The organism is Corynebacterium choanae, assembly GCF_003813965.1.
Classification (GTDB): Bacteria; Actinomycetota; Actinomycetes; order Mycobacteriales; family Mycobacteriaceae; genus Corynebacterium; species Corynebacterium choanae.
The window spans coordinates 2,408,871-2,427,422 of record NZ_CP033896.1 but is presented as its reverse complement, the minus strand read 5'-3'; the positions used below and the strand labels follow the sequence as shown (position 1 = coordinate 2,427,422).

At 55.5% G+C, this 18,552-nt stretch carries 15 protein-coding genes; 9 read left to right on the top strand and 6 right to left on the bottom strand.

Going from position 1 to position 18,552, the window contains the following annotated elements:
• The first annotated feature begins 317 nt into the window (after positions 1–317).
• Positions 318–527, top strand: coding sequence for a transposase (locus CCHOA_RS08780; protein WP_123929574.1), 210 nt, complete (start codon positions 318–320; stop codon positions 525–527).
• A 607-nt stretch (positions 528–1,134) separates the two neighbouring features.
• Complete coding sequence (locus tag CCHOA_RS11220; RefSeq protein WP_123929571.1) at positions 1,135–1,284, top strand: integrase core domain-containing protein; 150 nt, start codon at positions 1,135–1,137, stop codon at positions 1,282–1,284.
• Between the two features lie 587 nt (positions 1,285–1,871).
• Here the strand turns inward: CCHOA_RS11220 and CCHOA_RS08765 are convergent.
• The 4 genes from CCHOA_RS08765 to CCHOA_RS08750 form a co-directional block, all read right to left on the bottom strand.
• The gene (locus CCHOA_RS08765) at positions 1,872–2,576 is read right to left on the bottom strand and encodes a hypothetical protein (protein WP_123929568.1); all 705 of its coding nucleotides are present in this window, start codon (positions 2,574–2,576) and stop codon (positions 1,872–1,874) included.
• Between the two features lie 372 nt (positions 2,577–2,948).
• Positions 2,949–4,217: a Ni/Fe-hydrogenase, b-type cytochrome subunit gene (gene cybH / locus CCHOA_RS08760; protein ID WP_123929565.1), complete on the bottom strand. Its 1,269-nt coding sequence runs from the start codon at positions 4,215–4,217 to the stop codon at positions 2,949–2,951.
• The gene (locus tag CCHOA_RS08755; RefSeq protein WP_123929562.1) at positions 4,214–5,962 is read right to left on the bottom strand and encodes a nickel-dependent hydrogenase large subunit; all 1,749 of its coding nucleotides are present in this window, start codon (positions 5,960–5,962) and stop codon (positions 4,214–4,216) included. The genes cybH and CCHOA_RS08755 overlap by 4 nt, the downstream gene beginning before the upstream one ends.
• Positions 5,963–5,979: 17 nt before the next feature.
• Positions 5,980–7,221 (bottom strand): hydrogenase small subunit, encoded by a 1,242-nt coding sequence (locus tag CCHOA_RS08750; RefSeq protein WP_245992124.1) that lies wholly within the window; start codon positions 7,219–7,221, stop codon positions 5,980–5,982.
• A 605-nt stretch (positions 7,222–7,826) separates the two neighbouring features.
• Between CCHOA_RS08750 and CCHOA_RS08745 the strand changes: the two genes are divergently transcribed.
• Together CCHOA_RS08745 and CCHOA_RS08735 are read left to right on the top strand one after the other, a co-directional pair.
• Positions 7,827–8,198 (top strand): hypothetical protein, encoded by a 372-nt coding sequence (locus tag CCHOA_RS08745; protein WP_123929559.1) that lies wholly within the window; start codon positions 7,827–7,829, stop codon positions 8,196–8,198.
• A 1,197-nt stretch (positions 8,199–9,395) separates the two neighbouring features.
• Positions 9,396–10,676 carry a GIY-YIG nuclease family protein gene (locus CCHOA_RS08735; protein WP_123929557.1) on the top strand — a complete coding sequence of 427 codons (1,281 nt, stop codon included), beginning with the start codon at positions 9,396–9,398 and terminating at the stop codon, positions 10,674–10,676.
• 356 nt (positions 10,677–11,032) lie between these two features.
• Here CCHOA_RS08735 and CCHOA_RS08730 read toward each other — a convergent pair whose 3' ends face one another.
• Both CCHOA_RS08730 and CCHOA_RS08725 read right to left on the bottom strand, forming a co-directional pair.
• A complete protein-coding gene (locus tag CCHOA_RS08730; RefSeq protein ID WP_164472448.1) occupies positions 11,033–11,188 on the bottom strand; it encodes a HipA domain-containing protein in 156 nt (51 codons plus the stop codon).
• 66 nt (positions 11,189–11,254) lie between these two features.
• On the bottom strand, positions 11,255–12,205 hold the full coding sequence (locus CCHOA_RS08725; protein WP_123929555.1) for a hypothetical protein: 951 nt from the start codon (positions 12,203–12,205) through the stop codon (positions 11,255–11,257).
• Between the two features lie 765 nt (positions 12,206–12,970).
• On the opposite strand from CCHOA_RS08725, the gene CCHOA_RS08720 reads away from it, so the two are divergent.
• The 5 genes from CCHOA_RS08720 (at position 12,971) to CCHOA_RS08700 (ending at position 18,442) form a co-directional block, all read left to right on the top strand.
• Positions 12,971–14,143 carry a hypothetical protein gene (locus tag CCHOA_RS08720; RefSeq protein ID WP_123929552.1) on the top strand — a complete coding sequence of 391 codons (1,173 nt, stop codon included), beginning with the start codon at positions 12,971–12,973 and terminating at the stop codon, positions 14,141–14,143.
• Positions 14,144–14,166: 23 nt separating this feature from the next.
• The gene (locus CCHOA_RS08715; RefSeq protein WP_123929550.1) at positions 14,167–14,982 is read left to right on the top strand and encodes a J domain-containing protein; all 816 of its coding nucleotides are present in this window, start codon (positions 14,167–14,169) and stop codon (positions 14,980–14,982) included.
• Positions 14,983–15,190: 208 nt separating this feature from the next.
• Positions 15,191–16,120: a hypothetical protein gene (locus CCHOA_RS08710; protein ID WP_123929547.1), complete on the top strand. Its 930-nt coding sequence runs from the start codon at positions 15,191–15,193 to the stop codon at positions 16,118–16,120.
• Between the two features lie 76 nt (positions 16,121–16,196).
• Positions 16,197–16,925 carry a leucine-rich repeat protein gene (locus CCHOA_RS08705; protein ID WP_123929544.1) on the top strand — a complete coding sequence of 243 codons (729 nt, stop codon included), beginning with the start codon at positions 16,197–16,199 and terminating at the stop codon, positions 16,923–16,925.
• A gap of 137 nt (positions 16,926–17,062) precedes the next feature.
• Positions 17,063–18,442: a hypothetical protein gene (locus CCHOA_RS08700; RefSeq protein WP_123929541.1), complete on the top strand. Its 1,380-nt coding sequence runs from the start codon at positions 17,063–17,065 to the stop codon at positions 18,440–18,442.
• Positions 18,443–18,552 lie beyond the last annotated feature (110 nt).

Sequence of the window (18,552 nt, the reverse complement as noted above, 5' to 3'; positions counted from 1 at the left end):
TTTCATCCTAGTACCGTCGCTGATTTTTCGCGCTCTACTGTGAAAGAAAATCGAAGCGCCGCCCCCGATCAAGGTTGCTTGACGATTGTGCTGCGGTCTGCTGGCTCCCTGTTTTTAAGGGTTGTTGCAGTTGACCGGTACCCCGTTTTTGGTGCCATGAAACGTGTACGGAACCGTCCGGTTTTTCGGCACTACAATCACCGAAAATCCTCATCACCCCTCTCCCTCTAAGGGAACCTCGCGACCCGTAAAACCCGTTCCCCGTAAAACAGATCGTCCGCTAATGACAGCGCACAGGCGGGGTGGCTTCTACCGGGATGAGCAATGTCGAGATCGCCGCCGAGCTGGGTGTATCGGAAGCAACCCTGTACAACTGGCGCAAAAAATACAACGGCATGGACACGAAAGGCTATGACAGGAGCGGCACGGCCCTTGAACGACGAAAACGCAACACTTGGGTCGGATCGTCGCTGAACAGATATTGCGGATCGACGCTTAACATGCAGGTCGCGGAGGGAAAATTCTAAGCCCGGTTTCCAAACGCCGGGTAGTAGAACACTTGGTCAACGCAAAAGGTTATTCACAGCGGCTGGCCTGCAGTATTGTCGGGATCTCACGGGGTGTGTTTCGCCGGGTCAAGCGTAAAGAGACCGTTGATGACCCAGATCAGGGATCTACGCCGAATCCTTCGAGACTATTCACTCAAGCACCCGTGTCATGGGTTCAAACGTGCTCAGGCTCAGGCTGAAAACACGACTGCGGTATGGCCATCACTATTAAGAAAGTTGAGGCGGTTGTGGTTGCTAGTTAAGGACTTACACGCCCCCAGTGTTGGATCACACGTCGTCTAGGCCAAGGGATTACCCCGGTACCAGGCCGCCCCACGGCACCGAATCAGGTGTGGAGTATCGATTTGTAAGTTCCACACAACCAGCGATGGAAAGACTTGTACAATCGCGTCGATGACAGGTGAGTTCAATCGCGCATCACTGTGTGACCTGGTTTTAGCGGTGTATTACAGCTGGCCGGTTGTGCCAGGAGCTAGCTATTGTTTTCGCTCACCGTGGCACACCCGAGGTGCTGCGTATGGATAACGGGCCTTGGGGTGTATCTTTTCATGGTTGAAGCAGCTGTGTGGAACCCGTGTGGGGACAAGCGTTTATCCCGCCAGGCACTCCGTGGAATAACGGTGTGGTCGAGTTGTTTCATCGCCGTAGACGCTACGAATGCCTGGTAAGAAATGATTTCGGATCATTGTTGGAGCTACCGTGTGTTCATCGCTGATTTTCATGCGGAACACAACCATTATCACCGGCATTCTTCCCTGGGATATCGCACCCCAGCGGAGTTCGCTAGCATGAACAAAGCTGGCTTAAAAATAGTGAGATCCTCTACAACGTAGTGGACCTAAAAACGGGGACCCCTCACGGTTAGCCACGTAAGCGTGGCAGGTGAAGATTTACACCTATTTGGTGTCAACAAAAACAGAGCAACACCAGCTCAACTCCTCACCGTGCATTCATGGCGCACATCTACTCGGCTCATCATCGCCGATGAGTGAAAAATATTCTCAAGGAGCGATCAAACTATCCGTTGCTGATAGCGAATAACGGAGAGCCCAATAAGTTCGGTGAGGATATTCTGGCTGACTTCGACTACGAGATATGCAGGCGGTCCCGTTGAACCGAATCGATGGCCGGCTGGAGCATCTGCGGGGTTCCGCCCTGGGGTTTTCAGAGTTTGGACCACTACATCTTGAGATCGCTGCTTCATGCGGGGCAGCTCCAGGGGTGGCTTGACTTACTGTGAATGATGCAAAGCCACGTAGGGCTGCCCGCGACGGACTTGCGCGTCGACTAAGTTTCCAGCAGTTATTGTTTCTCTGATGTGAACAGCAGTCCGAAGGTTTCCACATAGGGGGAGAGGCTCCCCTTTTTCAGGCTGCGGTTGAACTCGAGCTGCACCGCGGTATATCGGGGCAGCCGTCCGTTACCAACGACTACGGTGAGCCGGTTGTTCTCGTAGGAGGCATAGCATCCATCAGTGGACTTGTCTTTGCCGAGTTGATCCATCATCAACTGGGAGATCATGGTGATCGGCTCGGGTTCTATGGCGCCACTATCGACCTGGTCGTCGGTGACCCGGACACAGTGCGATACGGCGCTATGGAACTCTGCCACCCCATCGATATAAAACTTCACCGCTCCGATTGGGGAGGCAAGTTGTCGCAGATGCTCGGCTGACTCGATGCCGATCGGTTCGACTAGGGTTGCCTGCTGACCGCTGGCTGGCTGCATTGCGGAATACGTGGCCGTCGTAGCGGTGACCTGCGGGCTGAGGATTGTGGAAGTCAGTGGCTGAAGCGTGTCGATCGGCGGAATATCTTTTGGATCCGGAGCAGGTTTCGTCGACGAACCAGCATCGGAGTCGTCTTCGAAGAGAGCAAACATATGGGGTTCGCCTGGTTTCGAGGAGGATGGCGGAAACGAACGTAAATGTCCCGTGATGGCAGCGATAGCAATCACGAGCCCAAGAATAAAAAAGACCGTTATGCTGGCAATGATGAGGTTTCTCATGAGCTGTTTCCTTAAGTTACGGTATGTTTATCCGTCACCGTGTAGCACCAGGCTGATACTTAAGTAAACAGCTGCAAAGGTATTAAAAAAGTTTACGAATCATTGTCTTTTCGTTTCTCCGGATTCACAGGGAAACTGGGTGATTCAGGGTGGTTTAAACTATTATTAAACAGCCCCTATCTTCATGGTGTCGGTGCTCTCCTTGAAGGTTTTTTCGAAGTTGAGATAAATCTGTACACTGAATATGGTATCCACGATTGATGGTGATTCTCCAGGCTTCTACTTGATGAGATCGGTGGAAATCCGGGTTGAGTATCGGAGGTTTTTCAACCGTTGTTGCTGCGCCGTACCATGATTGGCGTGTTGTGTTTCCTAGCCGACCTTCGGTGCATCCAGCGGCTTGGTGCCGCGGCGCAGCCACACGCCGCCGTTGATCATCGACGAGATTCCACCGTGGCGTTCCACAGAGTCGGCGCGCACCGCCAAATAAATGTGGATGATGATAAACACCCAGATCAAAAACATGATCAACGCATGAATCAGGCGCATGTTGGGGATACCTATCCACCCGGCTGGTGCGGACAGTATCCGCCAGAACCCGTTGTAGTGGTTGTAGAGCCCATAGATCGCAAGCCCGGAGAAGATCTGGATAATGCACAACCCGTAGATGGCGGTGTAGGCCAGCTGCTGAAGGGGGTTGTGGGCTAAATACACCGGACCGTGGGCATCGATAAATAGGTAGTAGCGGATGGTGCCGATCAGCCCTTGCACATCCTTTTTGCTTTTCAGCGGCCATAGTGAGCGCCAGCGCAGCTGCCGGTCGCGGGCAACAAAAGCCAACCACAGGCGGGTGAGTGCCAGGACAATCCAGCCGAAGCCGGAGACAAAGTGGATAAACCGCATGGTCCCCATGAGATAGGGGGTGGGGCCTGCCGGGTCGATCATCGGCTGCGGCAATATTCCCGGATCCATGATCACGTAGCCGGTGATAGACAGGGCAACTATGAGCACCAGGTTTGCCCAGTGTTGGACTCGCAAGGTTGCCGACCACAGGTTGACTCGCACCCACGCATTCGGATTACCGGCAACCTCTTTGCGCGCATCGGAGAGCTTCTCGAGCGCCAGCGCGATAAAGCCTTCCACATGGAATTCGCCGGGGGTGCCATCAGGCAGGATTTCTGCGCTGGCAACCGCCAGGCAGCGCAGACCGGTGCGCTCTAGAAACTCGGCGGTTTTTAAGAATGGGGTTTTCTCTTCCCGGTCAATAGTGGCGTGTGCGAGCACCGCATCAATCGTGCCGCGCATCACCATCAAGTCCTGTGGTTTCTTGTCGATTAAGAAACCTGTGACTTTTGCCAGCGAATAGCGGCGCTCGGGGGTGGCGGGGTGAAAATTGTCGGCTGCTACCGGGATGCGCACAATATCGGGACGGTTCGTGGCAAGGGAGGCCACAATCGCCTCATCGACCGGATCAGTAGAATCCGCTGGCGTGCACGCGGCCATTGCCAGCAGCCGCCCGGACGTTAAACGCCTTGCCGAATAGGTTTCACTGACGGTGACCACGAGTTGATCATCGCCGCCGGTAAGCCGGTGCCGGGGACGGCTGGCTGTGGTCGTAGTGGGGAGTGTGTGCCGACTCATGGAGTCACAACCTTCACAAGATCGTCGCCGTCGATGTCGGTGACATGCACCGCACACGACATGCACGGGTCAAAGGAGTGGATGGTGCGCAGCGGCTCCAGGGGCTGGGTAGGATCCACCAGCGGATGCTGCTGGTTGCCAGCGAGCGCCTCCTCATAGGGGCCAAGCTGCCCCTTCGGGTCGCGACCACCAGCAAGCCACGTGGTGGGCACCACCGCCTGATAATTCTTGATTTTGCCATCCTCGATGGTGCACCAGTGAGACAGGCAGCCGCGGGCAACCTCCATCATGGCGAAGCCTTCACAGGTCTTCGGCCACGTCTTGGGCTCCCACTTTGAGGAATCAAACACGTCATAGTCGCCGCCCTTGACCGCTGCCACAAACCGGGGCAGCAAATCCCCAACAAGTGTTTCCGCACTCGTTACACATTCCACCGCACGGGCAAGGGTGCGGCCACCGGTCGAATTCATCTGCTCGACGCGAATCCCCAGCTTGTCAAAGGCGCCGTCGACAATTTCTCGGGTGCGCGGCTCATTTTGTAGATAGGCAAGCAGTACTCGGGCAACCGGGCCGACCTGAACAGCGCGACCATCATAGCGGGGAGCCTTCGACCAGGTGTAGCGCTCATTATCGGCGAGCCACGCATACGGCGGCTTGGGGCCTGTGTAGTTGACGGTGGTTTCCCCAGCTAGCGGATGCAGCCCTTCATCGTCACCGACTGAATAGGTGTACCACGCCGAAGAGATATATTCCTTGATTTTCTCCGGGTCAATATCGTGCAAGGTGGTGTAGTCACCATCCAAAATCACGCCGGGGCGAATATCGCGGTGCATCGTCGACACAGCCATCCCGTCCGGGGCGCCCCGATAGGTGGTGCCGGCCATGCCGACAGCTAAGAAACTATTACTGGAGGCACCAATATCGAAATAGTCCTTATAGACCCCCATAATCGCCAGTGCATCGGGGAGATAGCATTCGGTGACGAACTCTTTGATCTCATTCGCCCAGCCGATCACATTATCGACCTGTACCTGGTTGACGGTCTCTGACTTATCCGGATCAATCTGGCAGGCCATCCCGCCCACCAGGAAATTCGGGTGCGGATTCTTCCCGCCGAACACTGTCGAGATGCGGATAATGGAGCGCTGATATTGCAGCGCATCCAAATAGTGGCTCACCGCCATGAGATTCGCTTCCGGGGGGAGACGATAATCCGGATGATCCCAGTAGCCGTTGGTAAAAATCGATAACTGCCCGGAGGCCAGCACATCATTGAGTGTCTGCTTTACTTTCGCGAACTGGTGCACCGTGTTGCCCCGCCAGGTGGAACCAATGGAGTTGGCGAACTCGACCGCTTTCTGCGGGTCAGCGCTGGCAGCAGAGACCACATTCACCCAGTCCAGGGCGTGCAGATGATAGAAATGCACCACATGGTCGTGGCATTCGTGGCTGGCCAGCACAATATCGCGGATCAGCTGTGCCTGCGGCGGTGGATTCGAGCCGATCGCATCCTCAACGGCGGTAACACTGGCCACCGAGTGGGTACCCGTGCACACCCCGCAGATACGCCCCACAAACGCCCACACATCCCGCGGGTCCCGGCCGGTAACAATCTCCTCGATCCCACGGAACTGGGTGGTCTCCGACCAGGCATTAGTGATTTTCTGATTGTCAGTCTCTAACTCGATACGCAAATGTCCCTCGATACGGGTCAGCGGATCGATAACGACTTTCTCTACAGCCATGGTGATTCAAGCCCTGCCTATTTCTGGGTGGTTGTGGTGTCAGTGCCGGCAGCCGACTCCGGCGGGGAAGTAATATCTGCCGGGGTATCGACCGGAGAATCTGCCACAGTGGAAGGCTCGTCACCAAAGGCGGCCAACAACTCGGTATCGCGTTCCTTTGAGCGGGCATTCACCGTCTTTGCAGCTGTAATGCCGGCATGGATTGCCACCCCGGCGGCGGCAGCGCCCACCAGTCCAAGACCGATCGTTTCAGCCGACTTCTCAATGCCAAAGGCACCCGCATCCGGCAGCTCCTTATAAAACGGCGTAAACCGATCGAAGAAATGCTTCTCGGTACAGCCGATACATGGATGCCCCGCCCCAATCGGCCACGAGGTGTGCATATTCCACTGCACAATCGGGCACGGGGAGAACGTCGACGGCCCTTTACACCCCACTTCGTAGAGACACCAGCCGTTCTTGGCACCCTCATCGTCGAAAGAATGCACAAACTGGCCGGCATCAAAATGGGCACGCTTCGGGCAAGAATCGTGAATTCGCTGATCGTAGGCAAACAGGGGACGACCCTCAGCATCCACCTTCGGGGCTTTCCCGTGAGTGAGCACATACGCCAAGGTGGCCGTAATCACCTCACCGATCGGCGGACAGCCAGAGACATTAATCACCGGCTTATCTTTGATAATCTCATCAACCCCCTTCGCCCCCGTCGGATTTGGCTTGGCGGCTTGCACCGAGCCATACACAGCACACGCCCCCACCGCCAAAATAACTGTGGCATTCTTCGCTGCTTCCTCAAGCACCTGCACCGACGACTTGCCGCCAATCGTGCAATAGATGCCGTCATCATCAGTGGTAACAGAGCCGTTCACCACCAAAATATGGGGCTCATTATTGAGCTCCTCGAGCGCCTTATCAGCAGCGGTACCCGCCGCTGCCATCACCAGCTCGTTATAGTTGACACTCACTAAATTGAGCACCATATCCTCAATCGTGGTGCCCCCAGAGCGCAGGGTTGACTCCATACAGCCGGTGCATTCCACCAGCTGCAGCCAGGCAACATTCGGCTTCTTCACCGCCCCCAGCTTGTCGGCTACTTCTTGCGCCCGGGCAGTAAACGCTCCACCCGCCAACGGCGTACCAACGGCAAACACTGCCGCAAGCGACGAGCACATTTTCATAAAGTCGCGCCGGGAATACCCGCGTGCCAGCAGATTATCGGCGAGCGTGTCACCTTGCCAGCTTGACTCGAGACCCATCATGATCGAATCGACTCCACTTATTCTCGTTATGCTTCACATTGTCGTGCAGGAACGAACACCCGAAAAACGCCAACCAACACTGTCTTAGGTGTCACCGATGACCGAAGACAGTCACGATTCGCGGCGATATCAGTAGCCACCTGCGCCGGGGTTCTTACGGCATCATCACGAAAACGTGCCACACCAGGCAGGCCCGTACACGCAACAGCGGCACACACAAGCCAGCCGCATTACAGGCAGGTGAGATCGATGCCGATCTATACAGCTAAACCTAGGCCACAAGCCAGCAGTGCATCGGCGAAAAGGCACAGTTGAGGGGTGTTTGTGAATGAAGTCACTGCCTTTTGTCCCCATTTTCTGGGGAGAAATACGATCAAGGGCAATGGCGTGAGATGACATTGGCAGCAACAGCCCTCAACCCCTTCGTCTCAGACGCGTGGCCGCGTGCCAGGAAAAGCGCAAGCCATTAGAAGTGGCCGGAGGATTCACTCTTTGCGAAGATCCCAAAGTCGTGAGACGAGCATTACTCTCGGCGAGAACCATCATGGCCGCCAGACCATCTTCCACACGCCAACCACGCCACACCAGGCAACACAAGGAACGCGATGAACATTGACCCACACATCGATCGAGTCATAGCAACCCCCGACGATGACCCCACGGGTAGTCTGTGGCACCCCGACTACTGTGACTTCTTGTTTAGCCACAGAAGTCAAGATACATTTGCAATCGCCCAAAAATACCGGATCACCGGCGCAGACAATGTGCTGGGGGCTATCGAATGGGCGCAGGGACACGCATCAGGCTACGACGGATTCGCTGACCTGTTTTCCGAGAAGTTCGTCACCGACGTAGGGGAGGAAATCGAGAAAATGCATGTCCTCTACGGTGACTACCCGCAGGGATTCGAAGTACCCTCGAAGCCGGACTTTTCCTGGACTGCCCGGAAAGCCTCCGACTCGACCGGTCAGGAATGACACCAGCATGCAATCACCACCAGCAAATGCGCTGAGCTGTGTTGAGTAGCGCGGAAAACCAGGACTTATGCTACTCACAATGTGTCCACGGATACCGCCTTCGGATCGGGGAGTGGACAGGCCACAGGCGCTGCGATCGTCTCGGTTCCAACACCCCACCGTGCCCTAGCGCTAGGCCGTTGTTGCAGCCCTCGGATGCGACGAAACGTAACAACGGGTGCGGTGACGCAGGCTCTTGCGCGCACAGGGGTGTTACTTTCGTTGCTACCGTCGCCTTCACAAGGAGGAAAACCTGTCAGCAGTGATATCTGTGAGTGCTTGATCCTTTTTCGGCAAGCCCCGGGAACACCGTTCACACAGTGCTGTCTGATACGAGTCTTGCCGCCGAGCGTAGCGCTCAGCAATGATTCGTCCCGGTCACCACATGGGCAGGGCGCAAGCGCGATGAGCCCCAATATTCTTTCAGCAACACCCCATCGCGACACGCATATCCCCGCATGTGTGCCGTGACACTGTTGTGCGTGAAGGTTACACGCCTGTGCCACAGTAAAGGTTCTTATGCTGGCAGGCGCCAGTTGTAGTCGTCTGGCTGTTTATGCAATCTCACATGCGAAAAGCAGTTTCGTACACAGCAGCTCCATGGCTTGCACCCACAGGAGAAACCCATGCAGGAATTCGTTGTCATCGACTTCGAAACCGCCAACGAGCAACGCCGATCAGCCTGCGCCGTCGGCTTGGTGGCCTTTCGATAGCCACGGAACCATCACGGCTCGTTTCCACAGGCTGCTGCGCCCTCATGCTGATGTTTGCTCATTCATTCCCAGGAAAATGAGGATTCACAGTATTGCCGCCGGCGATGGTGCCGACGCACCTCAGTGGCCAGATATTCGTTAGACCATCGGCAACTTCTTTGCCCATAGATCACTCGTTGCCCACCACATGGCCTGTGATGGCTATGTGCCTACCCGATCTTGACTCGATCTACGATCACCCATCCATAAACAACCCCAAGCTGTGCATGTTGCGCATGGCTCGGCGGATGCTTGCGACGAAACTTGACCGAAAAAGTCTTCGATGCCGTCGTTGCTCACTCTTTTCCAGGTGCGGTGTTCTACGACCACGAAGCCAGCGCGGATGCAGAGGTATGCGGTCAGATCTTCGCACGTATGCAACAAGAATAGGGGTTTAAGTACTTGGATGAGCTCTGCCCGCCCAGTGGAACCCGCCGCCAGCATGATCACGTCGGTATGTGTCGCCACAACATCAAGGATCTCTCTGCGCGGAAACAACCCCGTAGCAAACCAGGTTTATCGACGTTGGCAGATAAGCCCTGGCCAATCCATTGCGCCTTTCATCCGCAGTGAACGTCGCGGTATCTACGTTCTGGAATTCTCAAACGGCGACCGTTGTGTGGGGCAATCCGTGGATGTTGTCACCCGGTTCGCCACGCACGTTCACGGTTCTTCTCACCACGAGCCTTGGGGAGACATCGTTGCCTTCGCCTTCCGCCCCATCCCCAGCGGTGATCTTAATGAGGCTGAACGCTTTGAAATCAGCCGGCTCCGTAAAGCAGGCTACACACTGCGTAACAAGGCCGGGAATCTAGGTCACGGGCAACCTGCCCCTTTTGACGCCGTGGTGTCGATCGAAGCACAGCACCACTGGGCTACTGGCGCCCCGAACTACGAGTTACACAGTGTTGAGCGGCGTGTTGCGGCGGGGCAACCACTATGTGCGGATCAAGCAACGGTGAGCATCAACCCCCAAGATGGGAATCCGGTTAACACCAAGCTAGGCGACTATTTTGCGAAGCCCTCGCATCGGCAGGGAATCTGGCAGGGAGTGTATGAGGCTATCTTCGACGATCTCGGCTTTTTGCTTCATCATGTCATCCCCAATGCTGTCGATACCGAACTCGACTACTGGACTCTGTCTGACATGCCCTCCACGGCTAGAGGACGTTTCGCAACCCTAAACACTGGGGTTTTAGAAATCGCATTCTTTCCGCGCCAACCTTTTGTGCCTGCAGATCCTCGCTTATTAGAAGCTGATGCCACCGCACCATCCTTTTGGGTGCATGTGAACTTCCCGGAGCACTCGTTGCTCCCAGTCTTTGCCGAGAAATATGACTTGGACAATGTTTTATTACACGATGGCGAAGAGATGTACTTTCGCTGCTATTACCCCACCGATCCACGAGTCGCATCCCCTCACTGGGTTGTCGGCCGCCACAGTTACCGGGTGGCAACGCGAGACATGCTCAGCCTGCCAGTGGGAAGCCTCGAAAAGTTTGTGACCGTGCAATTCCCAGGGCTACTACCACTACTTAGACAAGCAGCAATCACGATGATGCGGCAGGGGCCATCAGGAATTTTTCGTCGATTCCACTCGCCTGCACTGGCTACTCAAGTTTTCTCCAGTGTTGCTGCCGCCAAACCCACAGCCTTCGGTGCGAGCCGGTTTTCAAAACACTGCTAGCAGATGATCCCGTGCAAAGTGTCTGCAGCAACACCGTGCTGAAGAGGGAAGCCACTTCGATAGTTGACGACTCCCACGTGATGCCCGTCAGTGCTGGTACAACACTGACGGGCACCTGACGAAGTAGTCGATACTGGACGCAACATTATCGACGGCCAGCTTCGCTGAGTAGCTCTGCGGCCCTGGTGTGGCGCACCTTGCGTTCACGCTGTGCGCCACAACAGCACAAAAACCTTTATACGGTAGCGCTGCAAGACGCATATTGGCGACAACCTTTAGCACGGTCTTTACTGCACTGAGCATGGCAGCTCTCGGCAACTCGATGGTCTCGGCGAAATCCAACCAATGAGTTGCTTTCAGTCCTTAGTCCGTCCTGCGATGGGTAAGGCCATGGTCATGTCCCGGTAGAACACCGTTGAGATAACGTCATACATCGGTGCCACATTCCATCTGCCAGCACCATCGTCGAGGATAGAAATGTTTTTGGCGTGGAGATCCCCCTTGCCAGTCAACCACGCTAGTTTGGCTGGCGGTCTTCGAACAGCTGAAATGTGACGGCGGCGAGCTGCTCTGTGGGACTAGAAAAGCCTGCGACCCTTCTGTCGCAGACGGATCACCGGATTTTTCTGGGTAGGGCCAAGCGCAATCACCTTGTCGTGCACGGCTGCAGCAACCTGCACGTCTCTATCGGTGAGCTCGACGGAGGTGGAGGTGATTGTCGGCAGCCAGCAGTTGTTGGGGTCGGGCTCTCCAAGCCCGATACCGAAACTTTTGTTGGGATCAATATAGTAACCGCGGGTCGCCGTGTAGCGACTACGTTGCCCATCGCCGAAGCTGTCTTCGCGCCATTCGGTCACCCGATAAATGTAGGGGCACCACCCGTAGCGCGACGGCACAATATAGGCGGTGTCAGGGCTGACTGCCCAATGCCCCCGAGCAGATGACCACACTTGTCGGAAGTCGTCAGCCAGCGACATGCCTAGGCGAAGCCGCTGGTAACGATCTTCATTCACCGGAACGCTGGGGCTGTGAGTATTCAGCTGCTCAAGATTGTCTGCCTCGGTAATATGCACGCCCATCCAGGCTTCCTCTGGGGTGGTGTAAGGGCCGGTCTGATCCCTGTAAAAACTTGCTGGCAGAGCAATGTGTGCATTGTCCGGTAGTCGCTGGGCGACCGCATAGCCCCACAGACGAGGATGACCCATGCGCAACAGCACAACAGTCTCTGGTGGCAAAAGCTCGTGGATTTCTTGCCGTGTGTGAATATTTCCGGTTGTGACGCGACCAAGAATCATGGTGGCTAGATCTTTTTCCTGGCGGCGGAAGCTTGGGGGATTGGTCTCCATCTCGGTGAGCTGGATCATCAGTAGTAGCTCGACCGCATCGTTGACGTCGAACTTGTGGGATAGCGAGTCTTCCGCATCAATATTGTCGTATCCGAGGAGCGTTGCGGTGCGGCGCAGCAGCTCTGGGGAGAGCGTGAGTCGGTTGCGAGCACCTTGCAGTTGAGCTGCGTTAAGACGAGGCATCGGATACTTCTTTCCTGTGTCAGGTTCCGTCAGCGGTCGGTTTCACTGAGAATGGCTGTAAGCAAAACCTAGAAAACACCGGGGCAAGGCCGCGGCTATAGCGGGAATTTCATTCACGTAAGGTTAGCGTATTTAACATAGCAGTTAGCTAACAGGGGTAGGTGAGGGTGGTCAACCGCTTGATGACACGTGCGTGTCCCTTGTAGCGGAGGATTGGGTGGGGCAGGGCGTTATCTGGGGATGGAGTGTGTGCAGCGGCGTGTAGCGCTGGAGTCCATTTCCCTGTCAGCTTTTCGTGCGGTAGCCGCCAATGGTTGCTGCCGTGTGTCGGATCGAATGGTGGGCGTAGCCATATTGTGGGGGATAGGGCCAGCAATCACGCTAGAAACGCCGAGGGAAATCGGGGTATAGCCATGCATGGGAATGTGAAACATGGAAGCTCAAAAGCAGCGGTGAGAGTCTTTGATTGGGCTCGTTCGCTGGTCTGCCTGTGCGGGTTGTGTGGACGTTGCCCGCTGGCGAGCAGCAGCGTCGCAATCGCTTGCAGACAGTGCGAGCTGCGGAGATGGCCCCATATGGGGGTGTATGTCTTAGTCCAATCCCGTGTAGTTGTATTGGATTGGAAAGCCCATATCGGCCACCCCGCTAGTGTAGGGTAATTGGCCTAAACATAACGTATGGCTGCAGGGGTTGCGAAAAGATATCTATCTCAGTAGGGGATTTGTTTACACTTTTCTATAAAGAAAATTTTAAGGATTCTATTAAATGAGTAAAGATACCTGGGGCGACAACCCGAACGATAGCGCTGCACAATGGGGTGCTGGTACATCCCAGCCATCCCCGCAGTGGGGTCACACGCCAGATGACGCTCAATCGGAGTTTCACAACACTGCTCAAGATTCATCGTTTGGTTCCCCAAGTAGCGATAACCCCGCGCACGGTTTATCGAATGAGCACCGTGGCGGAGATGGTGATGACGCACCCACCACTATGTGGGCAGCAGCTGATCCTCTTGCGACTCCATCGAATCAACCGCACGACTGGACAGTTACCTCAGCTCCAGCCAAACGCTCCAAGCGAGGTCCTCTGCTTGCCGCCATCGGCGGTGCCGTCGCAGTAGCTGCCGTATTTGCGGGATGGATGTTTTACGCCAATGGTGGACTGCCTGGTAGCGATAATGCTGCTGAAGAAAGGTTAACAGTCACAGCGCCTGCCACAGCCACACGCTCCCCAGCTGATTCAGACTCTGAAAAAACCACCCCAGCCCCGCCAGCAGATGCACAACCTCAAGCTCAGGGCAGATTGCCTGAAGGGCTTGATCGATGCGACCCGAACTATCTTGAGTCTGTGAAATTGGGTTCATACAACGTTGATCGAACCGACAATACCCCCTACTTCTGCGACGGTGAATGGCTGGTTACCCAGCACAGCCAGGAAATGGGTTGGGTTCACCACTGGGAAAACGGGTGGGTTATCTTTTCTGGCAATGAAGTATCTCCAATCGACGACAGGTACGCCTGCGTTCCTCGCGCAACCGCTGATCGGGTCGGCTTGCCGAAACCGCTTTATGAAAAAGTGCTGTGCAATGATCTGACGCCGGCCCCAGCGCCAGCGCCTGCGCGCACACAGGCTAGTGCCCCAGGATTCCAAAGTCCCGCATGTGACGGGCAATACATTCTCATTGTGGAATCTGTCATTCATCACCCCGGCGAAGACAAGCAAGCCTTGATCAATGCGGCCTTAGCGAAATATCCAGGTGCTTCCTACACCAACCCAGGCCAATGCTCATCACTGCGCGCTCGTTTCGATGGCGGCGATGTGTATCCGATCTATTACTCCTACGGTTTCGACACGGCCAGCCTGTGTCAACAAAAAGCGCGCCTCGGCGGCAATGCCCGATCGTTAAACAGGAACTCCGACTTTTTTGATCCCTGCTAAAGCGGGACACAGGGAAAGAAACAATGAAATTCGACTTTTACCAAGACCTAGACCTCAAACGCAGCAGCGACTGTGTGGATCTGCACTCCGAGCTCACTGAGCAGATCAAGGGCGCGACCACCCCGGAAGATAAGGATAAGCTTTCGACAGCCCGCGATATTCTCGGCAATCCTGTGCGGCGGGCACGCTATGACCAAGAACTCGATGACGTGACCGTCACCGACTTGGATGTGCGCCGTCTACACGAGATCGCGGCCATGCCCACAACCGAGCAAGCAGATGATGCTAAAGCGTTGGCCCAGTTCGGCAGCTCTGGGGACGCGGCCGTAGCGGCAGGCTCAGCAGGTGTGAGTTCGCAAACCTTTGCTGGCTCAACGCCCCAAGACTCTGCTCCACAGGCAGGAGACGAAACCGGATCTTCTGCTGAGTCACAGAGCTGGCAGCAGCAGGCAAGCCAACTAGGCAAACAACTCAATGCGGCAACTGCGCCACTACAGCAGACTCTTCACGAGGCCGCCGGCAACCTGAAAAGCAATCCCTCCTGGATTGCCGTGGATCCCAAACGGCAGCGCAGCGATTCGCTGATGTGGGCAATCGTCACCGGCATCATCGTGCTGATGTGGACGATTGAGTTCTTCAAGTTTTTGTTACTCGCAGGTACCGCGAGTAAGTCAGAATCTCTTCTTGAAACCTTTGGGCTTGTCAGCGCGGCCGAAGACTTTTTCTACGACGCAATGTTTACCCTTGTCGGCTCCATCGTGCTCCTAGTTCTATGCCAGCTGGCCTGGAATATTCGCATGGTCATCGGTCGTCGTGGCTGGCTTGAGCGGGAGAAATAGTCAACGCTTTGCGGCAGTGCTCAAGCGGCAGCCACTTATCGGCAAGTGGGTCTTCCAATAAGAGACCCCACGTGCTTTTTACAAGTTTCGCCCCCTCACAGGGACGCATGATGAGAAAGCGTTCAAGACCAGTGCGTCCGAATGCGACGACAGATTCCTGATCCGTCGAATGAACAAATATTCACGCCTTAATCATTAGGAGAACCCCATGGCTCGAGGAACCGATGCCCGCGGATCAAGTGCTCTTGCTCTGTGGGGTTATGCGATCGGCGGTGCACTACTTGCCGCAGTGATACTTGTGGGCGGATGGTTGGTGTTTGCCGATAGCGAGGACAGGGCGACTGACCCGCAAGAACAGGCGACCACCCTAGCCGAGAACACCTCTGCACCCCCGAGCACAGACACATCTGGTGCGAAGTCGTCTCCTGCGACCTCTGACTCGGCAGCTCAAACTGCCGGCGGTAAGGCAGAATCAAACGCTCCCGCCGCGCAAGAGCCGGAGTTTTGCTCGATGGAATGGGTTCACGCGCAGGGCTTCTTCACTAAACCCAGTCATGTTGTCGATTACTGCGATGGTAACTGGTTGCGGCTTCGCGACACTAGCCCAGAGCAGAGACACATGAACTTTTGGTGGCGGACAGACCAGCAGCAATGGCGGGAAATCGAAGGCAACGGCAGGCTTCCTGATGGGCGTGTGTGCTACTACCCGGCTTTCCTTGAACAATTGGGTGTTCCGGAAGCTATTCGACCGCATCTGCCGCGGTGCAGCGAACTTTCATCAGCACAGGCTGCACCAGCAAATCCAGGCAGGCAGCCTGCCAGCAGCGCTCTTCGATCGGTGCAAGAAATGCCAGCTTGCGACGGGCGCTACATTCTGATCGTCGAATCGGTCCTCCAAAACGAAAACCAGCGGCTAGAGCCGCTGCTCGAAGCAGCCCTCGCTCGACACCCTGGTGCAACATTCACGGAACCCGGCCGCTGCTCGTCGCTTCGCGTATATGACAACGGATCAGTGATCTACCCGATCTATTATCCGTTCGGCAACGACATTCAAGCACTGTGCTCAGCGAAAGCGCGCTTGGGTGGCAATGCGCGCAGCCTGAACGAAAACGCTGACTTCACTGATCCTTGCGGGTGAAAACAATGACCGACGACTACAGCCCACAAGGGTTCTCCCGAGACCCACCGATTTCGGTGAGTAACAGGGCAGCCGCATGGCGGTTCTGCCCGCAGAGACACACCACTATTCATCAACGCTGAAGAAAAGGACCGGCCATGCCCCTCTAAATCCACAAACTGTGCAGGCAATCGCCGCCGCAGTTGTCGCTATCATTGCAGCCCTCGGCGGTCTGATTTCCCAAGGTGGCGCTGCCACCCAGAACCTGTCGAGCAACATGGGTTCGTCAAACCAGGCTGTGGCACCTAGCAACACCGGAACCAACGTTGGTGGCACTACTCCGGGTACTGCTACTAACCCGAGTCGGCCGACGATTACGCCCCAAGCATTCAACGATTTTGACTTCAAGGCTATTCCTAACCTCGACGATACTGGTGCCATTCTCATCGGTTTCACCGAGGACGGCCGTAAGAAGCTCAAGAAAAACGGTGGTCTGATCAGCTTCCCGGACACGATCAACGGGAAGCCAATCGTCGAGATCCAGCGAGGAGCCTTCTATGACGAAGATAGCCTGGTGACGATCTACGCGTGGCCAGCTGCTCTCGAACGCATTGGTCACCGTGCGTTCTATGATTGTGACGGTCTCCTGCGTCTGCCAGCCAGCTGGCAGAATGTGACCTACATTGGGAAGGACGCTTTCGAGTCTGCAAGCCGCCTTGAGAGCATTCCCGCTACTTGGGGCAATGTGACAAAGCTCGGGCGAGACGCGTTCCATTGGACAAACATCGATGAGCTTCCGTCCACTCGTGGCATAGAAATCATCTAGTAGCGCCTGAGGCTTTCTAATGACGCTTGCTAACATGCCGGTGCGGAACCACCAACCGCACCGGTTGTTGCATATCATGCGCCGCCACTCAACGCTGGCGTCAGACACTGCCATCGATACCACCGTAACAACAGCGCATGATGGAAAGCCGGACTATTCGACCGCCGGAACCGACCGAAACAGTACCCGTCAATGAGCTGCCCGCCGGTTTCGCAGCACTTCGAGAGATAAAAACAATGAGCAACCAGAATCAAGCCCTATCCCAGTCGAAAGCAGACACAGACTTAGCAGCTGCCGCGGAAGCGGTCTTTCAATTCTGGAGAGACGACTACCTAAATGGTCGGGATTTCTCCAGCTACTTCCCCAAATCAGTCACAACGCAGCAATCATCTGAGCCGTTTGACCGCAATACCTTCATCCATCCCAAAGACGTCACAACGTTGAGGGAATGGGAGGAAAATAAAACCCACCCTGACGCGAAACTCTCTGTGCTGCAACGCTGGGTGAACGGATACATGAAACAGGAAATCCCCGAAGGGGCCGACCTCTACCCGACTGTGCCCCAGCCATTTATGGGCGACATCCGTAACCCGCGTGTCCTACTGGTGACCATGAACCCGGGTTTTCACGAGTTCGCTGACTGGGCGATGGGCCGTCAGGTTGCGGATTTACCTCACGATTCAAAGAAGCAAATGGAAAAGGTTAGGAATCTCTTCGGCTTCTCGGAGGGGGCGCAGGAGGAACACGTGAGACGACTGTGTCGCGATGCTTGGATCGACGCACAGGATCAGTTGCTTGACCACATCCGGGGTGGGAAGGTTTTCATCCCGTGGAAGCGTGATGACAATGATGAAGACTTTGACTTTCAACTTCCACCGCCGCTGTGTTGCCACGGAAAGGATGACTTTGCCCCGTGGGGTAAAAAGCGATCTGGAGCCAGCAAGAAGTTTCCTGATTCTCTTGAGTCGTATGAGAATGGCAACTGGCACACCTTCTACTTCCGCCCCGAGGAATACAGCGACACCCCTAACGGGCAATTCAGGCGTGTTCGTCCCTGCATTAACAAATCGCTGTCTGGGTCGGAGTCTTCATCCACCCACATCGCGCAGATTGAGTTATGCGCTTACGCCTCGGTAGAGGGGAAAAACCTTTCCATGTTGTGGAAACACTCAACACCGTCTGGTGAAGCTAGCCTGCAAGAGGCGCTCGCTGCGAGCGCTGAAAGCATGTTGCCTTCTCAGCGAGTCATGATGGAGTATCTGGCGACATTCCTGCGAACCGCTGCTGAACGCAAAGCGATTGTCATCTTTCGAAGCTCTGTCCTCAATGGGGATGGTTTGCCGTGGCTGCGGAAACGCTTAGTTGACGAGGATCGGGCGTTCATGCACAAAGGCCGGGAGTTCCGCCTCAATTTCGGTGATTCCCTGCGGACAGTTCCTCTCAAAAGTAATGAGAAAACGAAGGCAGCCGATCGGCTGACACCGGAACGACTGCAGAAGCTTTTATCCGACAGCTAGTCGTTTGGGTTGTGCACTCTTGCGCTCGGGGTGCACAACCCGATTGTTCCCGCTGGTTCCTGGTGACGCACCCAACGCGGCAGGTCATCTCGAAGGATTCACGCGTTTCC